Genomic DNA, 14,664 nt, shown 5'->3' with positions numbered 1-14,664 from the left:
AACTGCCTGCAATCGGGATGGCTTGTGACCGCCTATGCCACGCGCACGTAACTCGTCATGCCCGTCTTCTGGTGTTCGATGATATGGCAATGCAGCAGCCAATCGCCGGGATTGTCGGCAACGAAGGCCAGCTGCACCTTTTCGTCCGGCTGGATCAGATAGGTATCGGAGACAAAGGGCTGCACCTGCCGAGTCGAAGAGGAGAGGACCGTAAAGCTCATCCCGTGCAGGTGGATCGGGTGGCTATGCGGCGTGACGTTTTCCATGTCGATGACATAGCTCTTGCCGAGCTTGAGCTCGGCAAGCGGCGCCGTGGGATCAGGCGTATCGCCCGGCCAAGGCACCTTGTTGATAGCCCAGAAGCTGTAGCCGAGCGAGCCGCATATGCTGTTGTCGGCGGTGTTCTCCGCCGTCGAGCTCAGGATCAGCGGAATATGGGTGGCGGAACCGAGGTCTGCCTTCAGCACGGGATTATCTTCGAGCGGCGCCAGATCGCGCACGTCGCGCTTTAATGATGCGCCCACGGCGCGCAGCGTCGCCAGCACTTTCGGATTGGTGCCCTTGATGTCTTCGAGCTTGACGACTGCGCCTTCGCTGTCGGGCATGCGTACGGCAAGCTCCAGCCGCTGCCCCGGCCCAAGCTGCAGAAGATCGAGCGGAAAGCGCTGTGGCACGGGATTGCCGTCTATCGCGATCACTGTCGCCTCGGCGCCGTCCATGCGGAAGGAATAGATGCGCGTGACATCGGTAATGGCAATGCGCAGCCGCACCAGCCCGCCGGAAGGCGCGTCATATTGCGGTTCCTGTTTCCAGTTGGCGGTCCGGACGGTGCCGTAGGTGCCGGATTTCGCGGCATCCCGCGGCCTGAATTGCGCAATGAACTGTCCATCTCCCCCCAGGCGCCAATCGCGCAGATTGAGCACCACTTCCGAATCGAAGGCAGGATCCTTGGGGTTCTCGACCACGATGACGCCAGTCATGCCGTGGCCCATCTGCTCCAGCGTATTGCAGTGCGGATGATACCAGAAAGTACCGGCATCCGGAGGCGTAAAGGCATAATCGAAATGATCGCCGGTATAGACATAGGGCTGGGTGAGGAACGGAACGCCGTCCATATTGTTGGGCAGACGAATGCCGTGCCAGTGGATAGTCGTCGGATCGTCTATGCCGTTGATCAGTCTCGCCGCGAAGGGCTCGCCCTTCTTCATGCGCACGACCGGCGGCATGCTGGCATCGCCATAAGTGAGCACATTCCTGGTCTTGCCGCCGTCGGCGAGGCTGGCCTCGATCTTGGCAGTCTTCAGCGTGAGTGGCTCGGCCGCCGCTGCCTTGCCCGCAAACTTACCGGCGATCCCGAGGCCGACGCCATAGGCGCCGGCAACGGCTGAAGCTTTCAGGAGATTGCGGCGGGTGAGGATTGGCATGTCGGGCTCCGGGGGCGAAGATATATGAGTGCCTGTTTAAAGTTGACTGGAGCGTTCAGCAATAGCATCGAAGTAGCCAAACCGCCGCAGCGGCTACTTGCGCGTAGTGTATTGGATAGCGACTGAAACAGCTTTAAGCTGACTTCCGGTGTTCGAGCCTTGACAAATCGGGCGCGCCATGCGCTTTTCCGCCCGATTTTCTCGTCGGCAGGCGAGGGGCTTGCATGTCCTTTCGCCGCGGCCCGCCAAGTCCAGGATATATACTATGCATCGCTATCGCAGCCACACATGCGCCGCCCTGCGCAAGTCCGACGTCGGTTCGACCGTCCGTATTGCCGGCTGGGTTCATCGCGTCCGAGATCATGGCGGCGTGCTGTTCATCGACCTGCGCGATCACTACGGCATCACCCAGGTCGTTGCCGACCCCGATTCTCCGGCCTTCAAGCTCGCCGAAACCGTTCGCGGCGAGTGGGTCATCCGCATCGACGGCCTCGTCAAGGCCCGCACGGAAGATACCGTCAACAAGAACATGCCGACCGGCGAGATCGAGCTTTACGCGCAGGAGATCGAAGTGCTCTCCGCCGCCAAGGAGCTGCCGCTGCCCGTCTTCGGCGAGCCGGACTATCCGGAAGACGTTCGCCTGAAGTATCGCTTCCTCGACCTTCGCCGCGAAACGCTGCACAAGAACATCGTCAAGCGCACGCAGATCATCTCCTCCATGCGTCGCCACATGGGCGAAGTCGGTTTCACCGAATACACGACCCCGATCCTGACGGCATCGTCGCCGGAGGGCGCGCGCGACTTCCTCGTGCCCAGCCGTATCCATCCCGGCACATTCTACGCGCTGCCGCAGGCGCCGCAGCAGTACAAGCAGCTGCTGATGGTTGCCGGCTTCGACCGCTATTTCCAGATCGCCCCGTGCTTCCGCGATGAAGACCCGCGCGCCGATCGTCTGCCGGGCGAATTCTACCAGCTCGACCTCGAGATGAGCTTCGTCACCCAGGAAGACGTCTGGAACACGATGGGGCCGCTGATAAGCCAGGTGTTCGAGGAGTTTGCCGAAGGCAAGCCGGTCACCAAGGAATGGCCACGCATCCCCTATGACGTCGCCATCCGTAAGTATGGCTCGGACAAGCCGGACCTGCGCAACCCGATCGTCATGGAAGCCGTCACCGAGCATTTCGCCGGCTCCGGCTTCAAGGTCTTCGCCAACATGATCGCCTCCAACCCGAAGGTCGAAGTCTGGGCCATCCCGGCCAAGACCGGCGGTTCGCGCGCATTCTGTGACCGCATGAATGCCTGGGCGCAGAGCCAGGGCCAGCCGGGCCTCGGCTACATCTTCTGGCGCAAGGAAGGCGAGAAGCTCGAAGGCGCAGGTCCGCTTGCCAAGAACATCGGCGAAGAGCGCACGGATGCGATCCGCACCCAGCTCGGTCTCGATGACGGCGATGCCTGCTTCTTCGTCGCCGGCGATCCCGCCAAGTTCTACAAGTTTGCCGGCGAGGCTCGCACGAAGGCTGGCGAAGAGCTGAACCTGGTCGACCGCGACCGTTTCGAGCTTTGCTGGATCGTCGACTTCCCGTTCTTCGAATGGAGCGAGGAAGAAAAGAAGGTCGATTTCGCCCACAACCCGTTCTCGATGCCGCAGGGCGGCCTCGAGGCGTTGCAGACCCAGGACCCGCTGACGATCAAGGCGTTCCAGTACGACGCCGTCTGCAACGGCTTCGAAATCGCCTCGGGCTCGATCCGTAACCAGTCGCCGGAGACCATGGTCGCCGCCTTCGAAAAGGTGGGCCTCAGCCAGGCTGATGTCGAAGAACGCTTCGGCGGTCTCTATCGCGCCTTCCAGTATGGTGCGCCTCCGCACGGCGGCGCTGCCTTCGGTATCGACCGTATCGTCATGCTGCTGGTCGGCGCCAAGAACCTGCGCGAGATCTCGCTGTTCCCGATGAACCAGCAGGCACAGGATCTGCTGATGGGCGCTCCTTCGGCTGCCACGCCGACGCAGCTGCGCGAATTGGCGATCCGCCCTGTGCCGCCGGTCAAGAAGGACTAAGTCCTCCAAGGTTTGTCAAAACGCAAAACCCGGCGACCGAGATCGCCGGGTTTTTGTTTGAGACGCTGATCTCAGCTAGATTGCGGCATAGACCGCTTTTGCCAGATCCGTGGTGAACTGACCCCACATGCCCTCAAGGGTCGTATTGGTCAGGGCGACCACCGTCAGGCCCTTTTCGGCGTCGACGAACCAGCTATGCCCGTAGACGCCTCCCCATTTGATCGTGCCAGCCGAGAAGGGAACCTGCGCGACCGCGGGATCGAGGACAATGGACCAGCCGTAGCCGAACCCGAAACCGGCCTGCTGCGCCTGCATATGCCCGCCCGCCTGATCGGCCATCATGGTTTTCACCGTATCGGCCGATAGCAGCGGTGCACCGCCCTTCCTGATCGTGTCCAGAATGGCAAGGATGTCGCTTGCCGTTCCGGCCATGCCGGCGCCGCCGGAGTGGTAGGAAGCAGGATCGAATATCCTGTCGGGTGCAAAGCGGATCGTGCCGTCGAATATCGGAACGAGCGCCTCGTCTCCCATCCTCCGCGGCTCGGGAGCACCGTTCATATAGGCGGCCGCCAGGCGGCTGCGGTCGCGCACGTAGAAACCGGTGTCGGAAAGGCCGAGCGGCTTCATAATTAGGTCCGCAACCGCATCGCCGAGCGGTCCGCCTGTTTCCTTCTCGATGATGCCGCCGAGGACATCCATCGCCAGGGAATACTGCCAGCTTTCACCGGGCGCGAAGAGAAGGGGCGCGCTGGCAAGGCGCTGGAGATTGTCTGCCAATGATCGGCCCGGCGTGTCCAGACCGTCGGATACGCCTGCGCGTTGATAAGGACCGTCCTGCGCCTCGGCGAATGTGTAGCCCAACCCGGAGGTATGGGTGAGCAGATGCCGGATGCGGATAACGGCTTCGCCGCCATCGGGCAGGCGCGGCCGGAAATCCGGCAGCCACTTGGTGATCGGATCGTCGAGACCGATGCGGCCTTGTTCGACGAGCCGCATGGCGGCAATGGTGACGATCGGCTTGGTGACGGAGGCGAGACGGAAGATGGCATCTTCCCGCATTGCTACCTTGTTTTCGCGATCCGCCAGACCGGCGGAGCGAGCGTAGGCCAATTCTCCATCCTGAGCGATCAGAACGACGGTTCCGACCAGCCTTTTGTCCGCGAGGGCGGAATCGATCGCAGCATCGACGCCTTCAGCAAGGCTGCCGTCGCTTGTATGCGCGGAATTTTCCAGGGGAAGACTCATGGAGCAAAACCTTCTATAATCACAATGACCATTCCCGAATAAACCAGATCGGGAAATAATTCTAGAGTGACCATTGTGAAAAATATTGAAGAAAAGAAAAATTCTTCGCCGCGCAAGCGCGGGCGCCCGCCTGCCTTCGATCGCGAAACGATTCTTGCCGCCGCCCGGGATACTTTCTGGCAGCATGGCTATGACGGTTCCTCCATTGCCGATCTGACGGCGGCGATGGGCATCACGCCGCAAAGCCTCTATGCCGCCTTTGGTTCTAAGGCCGAGCTCTATCGCGAGACGCTCGATCAATATCGGCGCATGCCCCGGCCGGAACCCGGCAATCCCTTTCAAGACAAGATCGATACGGTGACAGCCTTTGAGCGCTTTCTGACGAACTCCGCCAAAATCTTCACGGCGCCGGAGCATCCAAAGGGCTGCATGATATCCACGGCGGTGCTGAATTGTGCGGAGGAGAACGAGCCGATCGCCCATCATGTCGCATCGATGCGCCTGCAGACGCTGGATATATTCACCGCCCGCATCGAGCGCGGTATTGCGGAGGGCGATATTCGGCCGGAGGCGAATCCCCGGTCGCTTGCGCGCTTTCTCGGTGCGATCGTGCAGGGCATGTCCGTTCAGGCGCGCGATGGCGCGACCACGGACGAATTGCTCGCCCTCTTGTCTCATGCGCTCAGCGAACTGAAAACCTATCAGATGCGGCAGGAAGCCTGAGCCAAGGCAAAGAAAAACCCGGCGACCGAGATCGCCGGGTTTCTCGATAGTATCGGGAACGAACGACGGCTTAGTCGTTCGAGGAAACCTTGAGGCCGATAACCTGCGGGATCGTCGTCGGCGCGCCCATGGCAGCGCCGATGATCATCGGCACCGGCACCGGCTTGCCGGGGGCGGCGGTGACGGTCAGGCTCTTCGGATTGTCGAGATAGGCATTGACTGCCGATGAGACGGCGTTCTGCAGTTCCGGAATGTTGAGCTGCGCCATCATGATCGGCGTCATTGCCTTCAGTGTGTCGGCGAGCTGTTTGCCCGTGACACCCTGCTGTTTGCCAGCGAAGTCAAGCGCGCGTGCCGTAATCGACGCATCGTCGAAGCGGATCTGGGCGCTGTTGAAGGTGAGCTGCTGCAGCAGGCCGAGCATGGCGAGGCCGGCGGACTGCTGTGCTTCCTGCTGGTTCGGATTGGAGCGAACCGTCTTCAGCGCATCCTGCAGCGACTTGGCGAAGGCAGGCGTGTAGCCGGAAATGCTGAAGGCGAGGTTCAGCTTGCCAATGTCCCTGAAGTCGAAGGAATATTCGCTGATGTTGATCGTGCCGGGTCCCATATCCCAGCTGCCCTTCATGGAGACAGTGCCGTCGATCTGCTGCAGCTTCAGCGCTTCGATGGCTTCCTTGGTCTTCGCATCGTCGACCTTGCTGAGATCCGCCTTGATGCCATTGATCTTGGCATCGAAATCGAGGCCTGATTTGTCATCGCGCTTCTTCGTGTTGGCGTCGGCGCCCTCGATCGAGAATACCTCGACATCATCCTTGGTCACGGAAACGGCGCCGGCATGGGCACTTTGGTAGTAGAACAGCGAGCTTAGGTCACCCTTGCTCGCGTCGGCCGGGATCTCGACACCGGTCAACTTGAGGTCGGTGGCGGAAACAGAGGCGCCGTCCTTGGTGAAATCGACATCCGCAAAATCGATTTCCTCGATCGTGTAGCCACCATTGTTTTCCTCGACGCCATCAAGGGTGATGTCGCCGAGCGGAATGCTGTCGTCCATGCCGGCTGCCTTGAAGCTTGCGCCCTTCAGCGTCACCGTGCTGCCGTCGACATCGATGCCGGTAGCGGCAATCGAACCGCCCTGCTGGCCGTAGAGGTCGTTGATCTTCTTCAGCAGATCATTGCCGTCGAGCGCGAAAGCGGAGCTGGCGAAAGACAGCATGGCGGCGCTGCAAAGCATCAGCCGCGTAGTCCGGTAGAAAGTCATTATGGCGTTTCCTCTTTAAGCCGGTGGTATGGGCGGGAGCATACAGATTGAGCGTGTGCTGCGCTGACTTATATTGATCTTTCTCTGAAAATCCAATGACAATGAACGTTGAAGGCAGGCGCGGCAAAAATGTCTCGGTTGTCATCTCGCAAGAGTGCTGAAACGCCTTCATCCACAGGTGCTTTCCACCGATTTCTTGCTGTGAATCGCCATCTCTTATAGTCAAGGATCATGGGAAAAAATCTGACACCGCCGCCCGGTGATGGCGACGACAACATCCTTCCGGTCGATCTGAAGGCGGCGCTCGAAGAGCGCTACCTGGCCTATGCCTTGTCGACGATTACGCAACGCGCGCTTCCGGACGTTCGCGATGGGTTGAAGCCGGTGCATCGCCGCATTGTCTATGCGATGAGCGAGATGGGGCTGCGCCCCAATGCAGCTTTCCGCAAATGCGCCAAGATCGTCGGCGAGGTGATGGGTAACTATCACCCGCATGGCGACCAGTCGATCTATGATGCGCTGGCGCGCCTGGCTCAGGATTTCTCGCAGCGCTACACGCTGGTCAACGGCCAGGGCAATTTCGGCAACATCGACGGCGATAGCCCGGCCGCGATGCGTTACACCGAATCCAAGATGACAGCGGTTTCCGAACTGCTGCTCGAGGGTATCGATCAGGACGCGGTCGATTTCCGCGACACCTATGACGAGTCGAATTCTGAACCGATCGTTCTGCCTGGAGCTTTTCCCAATCTGCTCGCCAACGGCTCTTCGGGTATCGCTGTCGGCATGGCGACCTCTATCCCGCCGCACAATGCTCACGAGCTTTGCGACGCCGCACTGCATCTGATCAAGGATCGCGATGCGACGGTCGAGAAGCTGGTGGAGCTGTATATTCCAGGTCCCGACTTTCCGACCGGTGGCATCATTATCGATGATCGCCAGAGCATTATAGAAAGTTACAAGACCGGTCGTGGCGGCTTCCGTGTCCGGTCCAAATGGGAGATCGAGGATCTCGGTCGCGGCGGTTATCAGATCGTTGTCACCGAAATTCCGTTCCAGGTGCAGAAGTCGCGGCTGATCGAAAAGATCGCCGAACTACTGTTGGCGCGCAAGCTGCCGTTGCTCGAGGATGTTCGCGACGAATCCGCTGAGGATATCCGTGTCGTTCTCGTGCCGAAGAGCCGCACCGTCGACGCGACGATCCTGATGGAATCGATGTTCAAGCTGACGGAGCTGGAAAGCCGGTTCCCGCTCAACATGAACGTTCTGTCCATGGGCCGCATCCCAAAGGTTATGGCGCTGAACGAAGTGTTGAAGGAGTGGCTGGATCACCGCCGCGAAGTCTTGCTGCGCCGCTCCCGCTTCCGCCTGGCGGCCATCGAAAAGCGGCTCGAAATTCTCGGTGGCTTGCTGGTCGCTTATCTCAACATCGATGAGGTCATTGCCATCATCCGCGAGGAGGATGAGCCGAAGCCTGTGATGATGGAGCGATTTGGCCTTACTGACAATCAGGTCGAAGCTATCCTCAACATGCGGCTGCGCTCTTTGCGCAAGCTGGAAGAATTCGAAATCCGCAAGGAATTTGACGGCCTGACAAAGGAGAAGGCTGACATCGAGGCACTGCTCGCTTCGGACGAGAAGCAGTGGCAGACGGTTGCCTGGGAAATCGGCGAGGTGAAGAAAAAATTCGCCAAGGCCACCGAGATCGGCCGCCGCCGCACGCAGTTTGCCGAAGCGCCCGAAGCCGACGATGCCGCCATCCAGCAGGCGATGATCGAGAAGGAGCCGATCACCGTCGTCGTCTCGGAAAAGGGATGGATCCGCGCCCTCAAGGGCCACATATCCGATACGTCCTCGCTGACCTTCAAGGAGGGCGACGGTCTCAAGGTTGCCTTCCCGGCGCAGACCACGGACAAGATCCTCATCATCACGACGGGCGGCAAGGCCTATACGCTCGGCGGCGACAAGCTGCCCGGCGGCCGCGGTCATGGCGAACCGCTGCGCATCATGGTCGACATGGAAAACGATCAGGACGTGCTGACGGCCTTCGTCCACGATCCGCAGCGCAAGCAGATGATCGCTTCGACGGCGGGCAACGGCTTCATCGTTGCCGAGGCGGAACTGGTCGCCAATACCCGCAAGGGCAAGCAGATCATGAACGTCTCCTATCCCGACGAGACCAAGCTTCTCGTCCCGATATCAGGCGATCACGTTGCCGTGGTCGGCGAGAACCGCAAGATGCTCATCTTCCCGCTCGCGCAGGTGCCGGAAATGTCACGCGGCAAGGGCGTGCGCCTTCAGAAATACAAGGATGGCGGCATCGCCGATGTCAGGTGCTTCGCGATTGTCGATGGCCTGACATGGGAAGACAGTGCCGGCCGCACCTTCACCAAGACCAAGGACGAGTTGGTGGAATGGCTGGGCGATCGCGCCGGCGCCGGCCGTGCCGTGCCGAAGGGCTTCCCCAGAAGTGGCCGGTTTTCGGGGTGAGGAGCAGTCGGGCAAAGCCCGAGCAATCGGCCCGGCGGGTCGATTGTAGCGATGAACGCCCTGAGCCCTAGCGAAGGGCCGAGTGGTGCGTCGTCTCGACTGCGTCTGGGCGGAACCTTGACGAGGGCGGATCGGCGCCTGAGGGCTTCAATCTGTGTAGGGAACGCAGACGTCTCGCAGGAAACGTGTCGCTCCCTCTTCATCGATTTCTCCGGCGGCCACTGCTACGACGAAGCTGTAAAGATTGGCGTCTGTCGTTTGAATACGGTGGCCGTTTTCCATAAGAAAAACTGCTGTCGCCACGATGGCGATGCGCTTGTTGCCATCTATGAAGGCGTGGTTTTTCGCGAGCTCGAATAGATAAGCGGCCACTAGTTCGATGATATCATCACTGCCGTATTGGGCTTTGTTAATCGAGCGTGCCAAGGCGGATTCAAGGGAGCCCTCGTCTCGTAGACCATAGGAGCCGCCGAACCTTTTGATTTGCATCTTATGCAATTGCTCAATGAGCGGCCTAGTCAGGAAGATAAAGGGCATTATTCTGCCAGCTTCTTCAGTGCAATTTTGTATTGATCCATGAAGCGCTGCGCATGCTCCATGTGGCGCGCAAAATCCGCGTCAGCCGGCTGCATCAGCAATCCGCCATCTTTCAAACTGAGTTCCAAGCTGTCACCGGCTCCGAGACCAAGCTGATCCAGGACTTCTTTCGGAATGATAACGCCTTCGGAATTGCCGATCTTGCGGATGGTGACGTTCATATTGCAGCTCCAATGTAATAACCTGGTTATAACATTGGATGGGCGTTGCTTCAGGGCGCGAGAGTTTGCGCGATGATTGCCGCTCTCGCCTTGACCCGAGCTTGCCATAGCGAGTGCGCGGCCAGTGCCAGGATCAGTATCGCCCCGCCGGCTAGCGTCATGTTGGCCGGCGCCTCGGAGAAGATCAACCAGACCCAGATCGGCGCCAAGATCGTTTCCAGGAGGTAGAACATCGCCACTTCCGGTGCCGAAAGAAAACGCGTGCCCGTCGCAAGGCACCAGAAGGAAAGCGGCATCAGCACGGCGCCGTCGAAAAGGATCCAGCCGGGATGGTCGATGGAAAAGCCCGAGGGCACCATATGATAGAGCCCGACTGCCGCCGGAATGACGGCCGCCAGCAAGGAAGCAAAACCCATATCCCGGCCCGAGGCGCGACTGATCGTGATGGCGCAGGCGATGGAAAGCGATGCGAGCACGGAAAGCGCGTCGCCAAGCAGATGTCCAGCCTCCATGCCGTCACCGACAATCAGACCAACACCGAGGATCATGACAGCCATGGTAATGAAGGTGGAAAGGGCAGGGCGCTCTTTCAGGAAAATCCAGGACAGCAGCGCGGTGAACATCGGGTTGAGCGCGATGATGAAGACCACATTTGCCGCCTTGGTATAATAGACGGCGAGAAGAAAGGTGATGGTGGTCAGCCCATAGAAGAAGCCAACGGGAATTCCGAGCCAACCCGGCAGCACAGTCTTCAGCGAGCCAGTGACCCGGTGAATGACGAAAAGGGCGGCCAGCGCCACGACGATGGTCGCAAGGCTGCGAGCCGACAGCACCGACCAGACTTCACCGCTGGAAAGCCGTATCAGCGGGATATCCATCGACAGCGCCAGACCGCCGAGCGTCGTCAGCAGCAGGCCCTTCTTATGATCCGAGAGATGGGAAAACATTCAGCGGAAGGTATCTTTGTCGCCGTCGGCTGCGGGGTCGAAACGTTCCCAGCCGCGCGGCGTCAGATGTTCCTGCGGCTGAAAGCGGGTCTTGTAGTCCATCTTGCGCGAGCCCTTGACCCAATAGCCGAGATAGACGTGCGGCAACCCCAGCGCTTTCGTCCGCTTGATATGATCGAGGATCATGAAGGTGCCGAGTGATCGCTCGTCGAGATCGGGATTGAAATAGGAATAGACCATGGACAGCCCGTCGCTCATCACATCGGTCAGAGCCGCAGCCAGCAGTTCGCCCTTCGGACGCTGCTCCAGCCCTGAACCTTCCTCGCGACGGCGATATTCGATGATGCGCGTGTTCACATGCGTGTCCTCGACCATGATCGCATAGTCGAGCACGGTCATGTCGGACATGCCGCCTTGCTGATGACGATAGTCGAGATAGCGGCGGAAGAGCGAATATTGCTCGCTGGAGGGCTGCGCCGGAAATTCGGTGGCGATGATATCGCTGTTGGCCGTCAGCACCCGTTTCATCGATCGGGTGGGCTCGAACTCTTGCGCCAGGATGCGGACCGATATGCAGGCCCGGCACGATTCGCAGGCGGGACGATAGGCGATGTTCTGAGAACGCCTGAAGCCGCCCTGCGTCAGGATATCGTTCATCTCGGCGGCACGAGGCCCCACAAGGTGCGTGAAGACCTTGCGTTCCATCTCGTGCGGCAAGTACGGGCAGGAAGCCGGTGCCGTCAGATAAAACTGCGGAGATGGCGTCGACTGCGTGTTCATCTGCCGTTGATTGACCTTTCTTTCGGCACCCGTTTTCTACCAGCATGGCCCAAGTTTAGAAAACGTCAACTACGTCCTTCGCTAAAGATCGAAGTTTCCTAATGGACCATGCACAGAAATATCTCCCGCGGGCCATCTGGCGCGCGGGAAATCATAGGGTGTCCTATGCTTATGCGTTGTTTTAGGCCGTCCGTGCGATGACCGTGCCAAGCAGCAGGTCATGCACCAGCCGGCTGCGGTCGGTGAAAAGGCCCACCAGCAGGATCAGCGGCGTCAGGACGGAGTTCAGAATCCAGAACAGTGCCAGATGGACGATCGCCGTCAGGAAATCCATGCGCCGGCCATCGACACGAACCATGGTGAGGCCCATGGCGCGCATGCCGAGCGAAGCCTGGTAGGGACCGCCGAGCGTCCAGCCGAAATAGAGGCCCGCAACGAGAACGAACAGCACCGGATAAAGGAAGAAGCCGAGCCCCAGCGTCAGGATCGAAACGAAAAACAGCAGTACGGCCGCGGGAATGCACAGCAGCGCGACGATGATGTAATCGACGATGAACGCAAAGATGCGCCGGCTCAGCACGCCACTATAGGCGCGCCAGTCGTCCGGTGCTGCATAGAGCGGGCTGGGGTTTAGGCTCATTGCTTTCCTCCTTGGGAAACATTCGCCGAAGATATGGTATCAGGTGCGGCAAATACAATAAGCCGGCAGCCCGAAGCTATTTCTTCGCCAGATGTCTCGCCACGTCGACAGCGAAATAGGTGAGGATGCCGTCGCAGCCGGCGCGCTTGAAGGCGAGCAGGGTTTCGAGCATTACCTTCTCGCCGTCGATCCAGCCATTGGCGGCGGCAGCCTTGATCATCGCGTATTCTCCGGAGACCTGATAGGCGAAGGTCGGAAGACCGAAGGCTTCCTTCAGCCGCCAGCAGATGTCGAGATAGGGCAAGCCAGGCTTGACCATCAGCATATCGGCGCCTTCTTCGACGTCGAGCGTGGCGTCGCGCACGGCTTCGGTGCCGTTCGCCGGATCGATGTAATAGGTCTTCTTGTCGCCCTTCAGCAGGCCGCCGGTCGAAATCGCCTCGCGGTAGGGGCCGTAGAAGGCCGAGCTGAATTTCGTCGCGTAGCTCATGATGCCCACGCTCTGGTGGCCGGCCGCATCGAGCGCCTGGCGGATCGCGCCGATGCGACCGTCCATCATTTCCGAAGGCGCGATGATGTCTGCGCCGGCATCCGCCTGGTAGACCGCGGCACGCGCCACCTGTTCAACCGTTTCATCATTGACGATTTCATTGCCGCGCAGGATGCCGTCATGGCCGTGGCTGGTGAAAGGGTCGAGCGCGACATCGGTGATGACGCCAATGTTCGGCACGGCCTTCTTGATTGCGGCCGTAGCGAGATTGATGAGATTGTTCTTCTCGAGGCTGTTGGAGCCGGTCTCGTCGCGCAGCTCCATTTCGATGTTGGGGAAGGTGGCAAGCGCGGGGATGCCGAGATCGGCCGCTTCCTTCGCCGCTTCCACCGCCATGTCCACGGTCATGCGGTTGACGCCAGGCATGGCAGGGATCGGCTCGACGATGCCGGTGCCCGGGATCACGAAGATCGGCCAGATGAGATCGTCGACCGTCAGCCGGTTTTCCTGCACGAGACGGCGCGTCCAATCGGCCTTGCGGTTACGCCGCATGCGCCGATGGCCGGTGATCTCGTCAACGAGATGCGTCTTGTTCTCCATGATGCCGCCATCCTTCTTCGTCTATTTATGGCATTCTATATGGGGCGCGTACCTATCACGCCGTCCCCAGGATTCAAAACAAGGCGAAAGGCCGCAGCCATTATATTCTGGCGAGGCACGTGCCTCCTACGTATTGTTCGCGCATGGAACCTGATTCTTCGACCGTACCCAAGAATACGCTGACGGACATCCTGTTCGTGCTGTTCCTGCGGCTGATCGCGATCGCCTGCTTTTGGCTCGGCCTGCAATATTGGGCCATGCTGGTCGGTTACTCGCTGGACGGCCATGCGCGCTTCGATCTACTCGCTCTCCCTTGGAAGGTCGCGGGCGCCGGACTTGCGGTGGTTTTCCCGGTCGCTGCCCTAGGCTTATGGCTTACTGTCTCGTGGGGGCCAGTCATGTGGGTGGTGGCGGCAGGTGGGCAGGCGCTGATGTATGGCGTATGGCCGGAGATATTTGGATCCAATCCGCTGATCATGATCTTGCATGCCTGCGTCGCCGTGATCTATTGCCTTTTCCGCATCCTGCTGTGGCAGGAAAAGCGCAGGCGCCGTCAGCAGCAGGTAATGGTTGATTTACCCTGAGACAGCAACACTTCCTGGTAAGGTGCTGTTAAGCCTGCAGTTTAAGTAGAATTTTATGTGTATTCGATAGGGTCTCACTCAAGGCGGGAAGAAAACGACACCGCCAAACAAAACAGAGTGAGGCCAAGTCATGATGAACACGAAAATCAAGCCGCAGGCAGTTGCAAACGCTCGGGATCAGCAGGTTGATGACATCCGGGCTCTCTACATGGAATCCCTTCACCTGGTCGAGCGTCTGCACCGCCGCCTGCTTGATGTTATCAAAGACGAGTTCGACCGTCAGGGTCGCGACGACGTCAACGCCGTCCAGGCGCTGCTCCTTTTCAATATCGGCAATTCCGAGCTGACGGCCGGCGAACTGCGCTCGCGCGGTTTCTACCTCGGCTCCAACGTTTCCTACAACGTCAAGAAGCTGGTCGACCTCGGCTTCATCAACCATCAGCGCTCGCGCATCGACCGCCGCTCGGTCCGCATCAGCCTGACGGAAACCGGCCAGGATATCGCCGAAACCGTTGCCAAGCTCTATGAGCGCCACATCGGCTCGATCGACAAGGTCGGCGGCATCGGCACCGACGAGTTCACCCAGATGAACAAGCTCCTGCAGCGCCTCGACCGCTTCTGGAACGACAGCATCGCTTACCGCATGTAAGTAGCGGTGGCGGATCCATC

At 59.7% G+C, this 14,664-nt stretch carries 14 protein-coding genes; 5 read left to right on the top strand and 9 right to left on the bottom strand.

Annotation, left to right across the window (positions count from 1 at the left end):
- Positions 1 to 32: 32 nt before the first annotated feature.
- Complete coding sequence (locus FHT73_RS06450) at positions 33 to 1,424, bottom strand: multicopper oxidase family protein (protein WP_183710429.1); 1,392 nt, start codon at positions 1,422 to 1,424, stop codon at positions 33 to 35.
- Positions 1,425 to 1,689: 265 nt separating this feature from the next.
- On the opposite strand from FHT73_RS06450, the gene aspS reads away from it, so the two are divergent.
- The gene (aspS, locus tag FHT73_RS06445) at positions 1,690 to 3,480 is read left to right on the top strand and encodes an aspartate--tRNA ligase (protein ID WP_183710427.1); all 1,791 of its coding nucleotides are present in this window, start codon (positions 1,690 to 1,692) and stop codon (positions 3,478 to 3,480) included.
- Between the two features lie 75 nt (positions 3,481 to 3,555).
- On the opposite strand, the gene FHT73_RS06440 is transcribed toward aspS, so the two are convergent.
- Entirely contained in the window at positions 3,556 to 4,725 is a 1,170-nt protein-coding gene (locus FHT73_RS06440; protein WP_183710425.1) for a serine hydrolase domain-containing protein, read from the bottom strand.
- A 66-nt stretch (positions 4,726 to 4,791) separates the two neighbouring features.
- Here FHT73_RS06440 and FHT73_RS06435 point away from each other — a divergent pair, with 66 nt between their 5' ends.
- Complete coding sequence (locus tag FHT73_RS06435) at positions 4,792 to 5,448, top strand: TetR/AcrR family transcriptional regulator (RefSeq protein WP_183710423.1); 657 nt, start codon at positions 4,792 to 4,794, stop codon at positions 5,446 to 5,448.
- A 70-nt stretch (positions 5,449 to 5,518) separates the two neighbouring features.
- Here FHT73_RS06435 and FHT73_RS06430 read toward each other — a convergent pair whose 3' ends face one another.
- Positions 5,519 to 6,706, bottom strand: coding sequence for a hypothetical protein (locus FHT73_RS06430; RefSeq protein WP_112414655.1), 1,188 nt, complete (start codon positions 6,704 to 6,706; stop codon positions 5,519 to 5,521).
- Between the two features lie 231 nt (positions 6,707 to 6,937).
- Between FHT73_RS06430 and parC the strand changes: the two genes are divergently transcribed.
- Entirely contained in the window at positions 6,938 to 9,196 is a 2,259-nt protein-coding gene (gene parC, locus FHT73_RS06425; RefSeq protein WP_183710421.1) for a DNA topoisomerase IV subunit A, read from the top strand.
- 147 nt (positions 9,197 to 9,343) lie between these two features.
- Here the strand turns inward: parC and FHT73_RS06420 are convergent, their stop codons facing one another.
- The 6 genes from FHT73_RS06420 to hemB all read right to left on the bottom strand — a co-directional run bounded on the left by FHT73_RS06420 (position 9,344) and on the right by hemB (position 13,411).
- A complete protein-coding gene (locus tag FHT73_RS06420; protein ID WP_112607245.1) occupies positions 9,344 to 9,733 on the bottom strand; it encodes a type II toxin-antitoxin system death-on-curing family toxin in 390 nt (129 codons plus the stop codon).
- Positions 9,733 to 9,954 carry an AbrB/MazE/SpoVT family DNA-binding domain-containing protein gene (locus FHT73_RS06415; protein ID WP_112607243.1) on the bottom strand — a complete coding sequence of 74 codons (222 nt, stop codon included), beginning with the start codon at positions 9,952 to 9,954 and terminating at the stop codon, positions 9,733 to 9,735. Before FHT73_RS06415 ends, FHT73_RS06420 begins: the two co-directional genes overlap by 1 nt.
- Positions 9,955 to 10,004: 50 nt before the next feature.
- A complete protein-coding gene (locus FHT73_RS06410; protein WP_183710419.1) occupies positions 10,005 to 10,901 on the bottom strand; it encodes a DMT family transporter in 897 nt (298 codons plus the stop codon).
- Positions 10,902 to 11,681: an arginyltransferase gene (locus FHT73_RS06405; RefSeq protein WP_112337870.1), complete on the bottom strand. Its 780-nt coding sequence runs from the start codon at positions 11,679 to 11,681 to the stop codon at positions 10,902 to 10,904.
- Positions 11,682 to 11,862: 181 nt separating this feature from the next.
- Positions 11,863 to 12,321 (bottom strand): RDD family protein, encoded by a 459-nt coding sequence (locus FHT73_RS06400; RefSeq protein ID WP_075852219.1) that lies wholly within the window; start codon positions 12,319 to 12,321, stop codon positions 11,863 to 11,865.
- 76 nt (positions 12,322 to 12,397) lie between these two features.
- The gene (hemB, locus tag FHT73_RS06395; RefSeq protein ID WP_112410636.1) at positions 12,398 to 13,411 is read right to left on the bottom strand and encodes a porphobilinogen synthase; all 1,014 of its coding nucleotides are present in this window, start codon (positions 13,409 to 13,411) and stop codon (positions 12,398 to 12,400) included.
- Between the two features lie 143 nt (positions 13,412 to 13,554).
- Here hemB and FHT73_RS06390 point away from each other — a divergent pair, with 143 nt between their 5' ends.
- A complete protein-coding gene (locus tag FHT73_RS06390) occupies positions 13,555 to 13,995 on the top strand; it encodes a DUF6163 family protein (RefSeq protein WP_112337868.1) in 441 nt (146 codons plus the stop codon).
- Between the two features lie 133 nt (positions 13,996 to 14,128).
- Complete coding sequence (locus FHT73_RS06385) at positions 14,129 to 14,644, top strand: MarR family winged helix-turn-helix transcriptional regulator (RefSeq protein WP_041677845.1); 516 nt, start codon at positions 14,129 to 14,131, stop codon at positions 14,642 to 14,644.
- The last annotated feature ends 20 nt before the right edge of the window (positions 14,645 to 14,664 follow it).

The organism is Rhizobium sp. BK098 (genome assembly GCF_014193155.1).
Taxonomy (GTDB): domain Bacteria; phylum Pseudomonadota; class Alphaproteobacteria; order Rhizobiales; family Rhizobiaceae; genus Rhizobium.
The sequence above is the reverse complement of the archived record's forward strand: the minus strand, read 5'-3'. Positions and strand labels throughout refer to the sequence as shown.

Excerpts from the sequence above, each read along its gene's own strand:
- FHT73_RS06430 (WP_112414655.1), bottom strand. The coding sequence starts at position 6,706 with ATGACTTTCTACCGGACTACGCGGCTGATGCTTTGCAGCGCCGCCATG.
- parC (WP_183710421.1), top strand. The coding sequence starts at position 6,938 with ATGGGAAAAAATCTGACACCGCCGCCCGGTGATGGCGACGACAACATC.
- FHT73_RS06450 (WP_183710429.1), bottom strand. The coding sequence starts at position 1,424 with ATGCCAATCCTCACCCGCCGCAATCTCCTGAAAGCTTCAGCCGTTGCC.
- aspS (WP_183710427.1), top strand. The coding sequence starts at position 1,690 with ATGCATCGCTATCGCAGCCACACATGCGCCGCCCTGCGCAAGTCCGAC.
- FHT73_RS06410 (WP_183710419.1), bottom strand. The coding sequence starts at position 10,901 with ATGTTTTCCCATCTCTCGGATCATAAGAAGGGCCTGCTGCTGACGACG.
- FHT73_RS06385 (WP_041677845.1), top strand. The coding sequence starts at position 14,129 with ATGAACACGAAAATCAAGCCGCAGGCAGTTGCAAACGCTCGGGATCAG.
- FHT73_RS06440 (WP_183710425.1), bottom strand. The coding sequence starts at position 4,725 with ATGAGTCTTCCCCTGGAAAATTCCGCGCATACAAGCGACGGCAGCCTT.
- FHT73_RS06405 (WP_112337870.1), bottom strand. The coding sequence starts at position 11,681 with ATGAACACGCAGTCGACGCCATCTCCGCAGTTTTATCTGACGGCACCG.
- hemB (WP_112410636.1), bottom strand. The coding sequence starts at position 13,411 with ATGGAGAACAAGACGCATCTCGTTGACGAGATCACCGGCCATCGGCGC.
- FHT73_RS06415 (WP_112607243.1), bottom strand. The coding sequence starts at position 9,954 with ATGAACGTCACCATCCGCAAGATCGGCAATTCCGAAGGCGTTATCATT.
- FHT73_RS06420 (WP_112607245.1), bottom strand. The coding sequence starts at position 9,733 with ATGCCCTTTATCTTCCTGACTAGGCCGCTCATTGAGCAATTGCATAAG.
- FHT73_RS06400 (WP_075852219.1), bottom strand. The coding sequence starts at position 12,321 with ATGAGCCTAAACCCCAGCCCGCTCTATGCAGCACCGGACGACTGGCGC.
- FHT73_RS06390 (WP_112337868.1), top strand. The coding sequence starts at position 13,555 with ATGGAACCTGATTCTTCGACCGTACCCAAGAATACGCTGACGGACATC.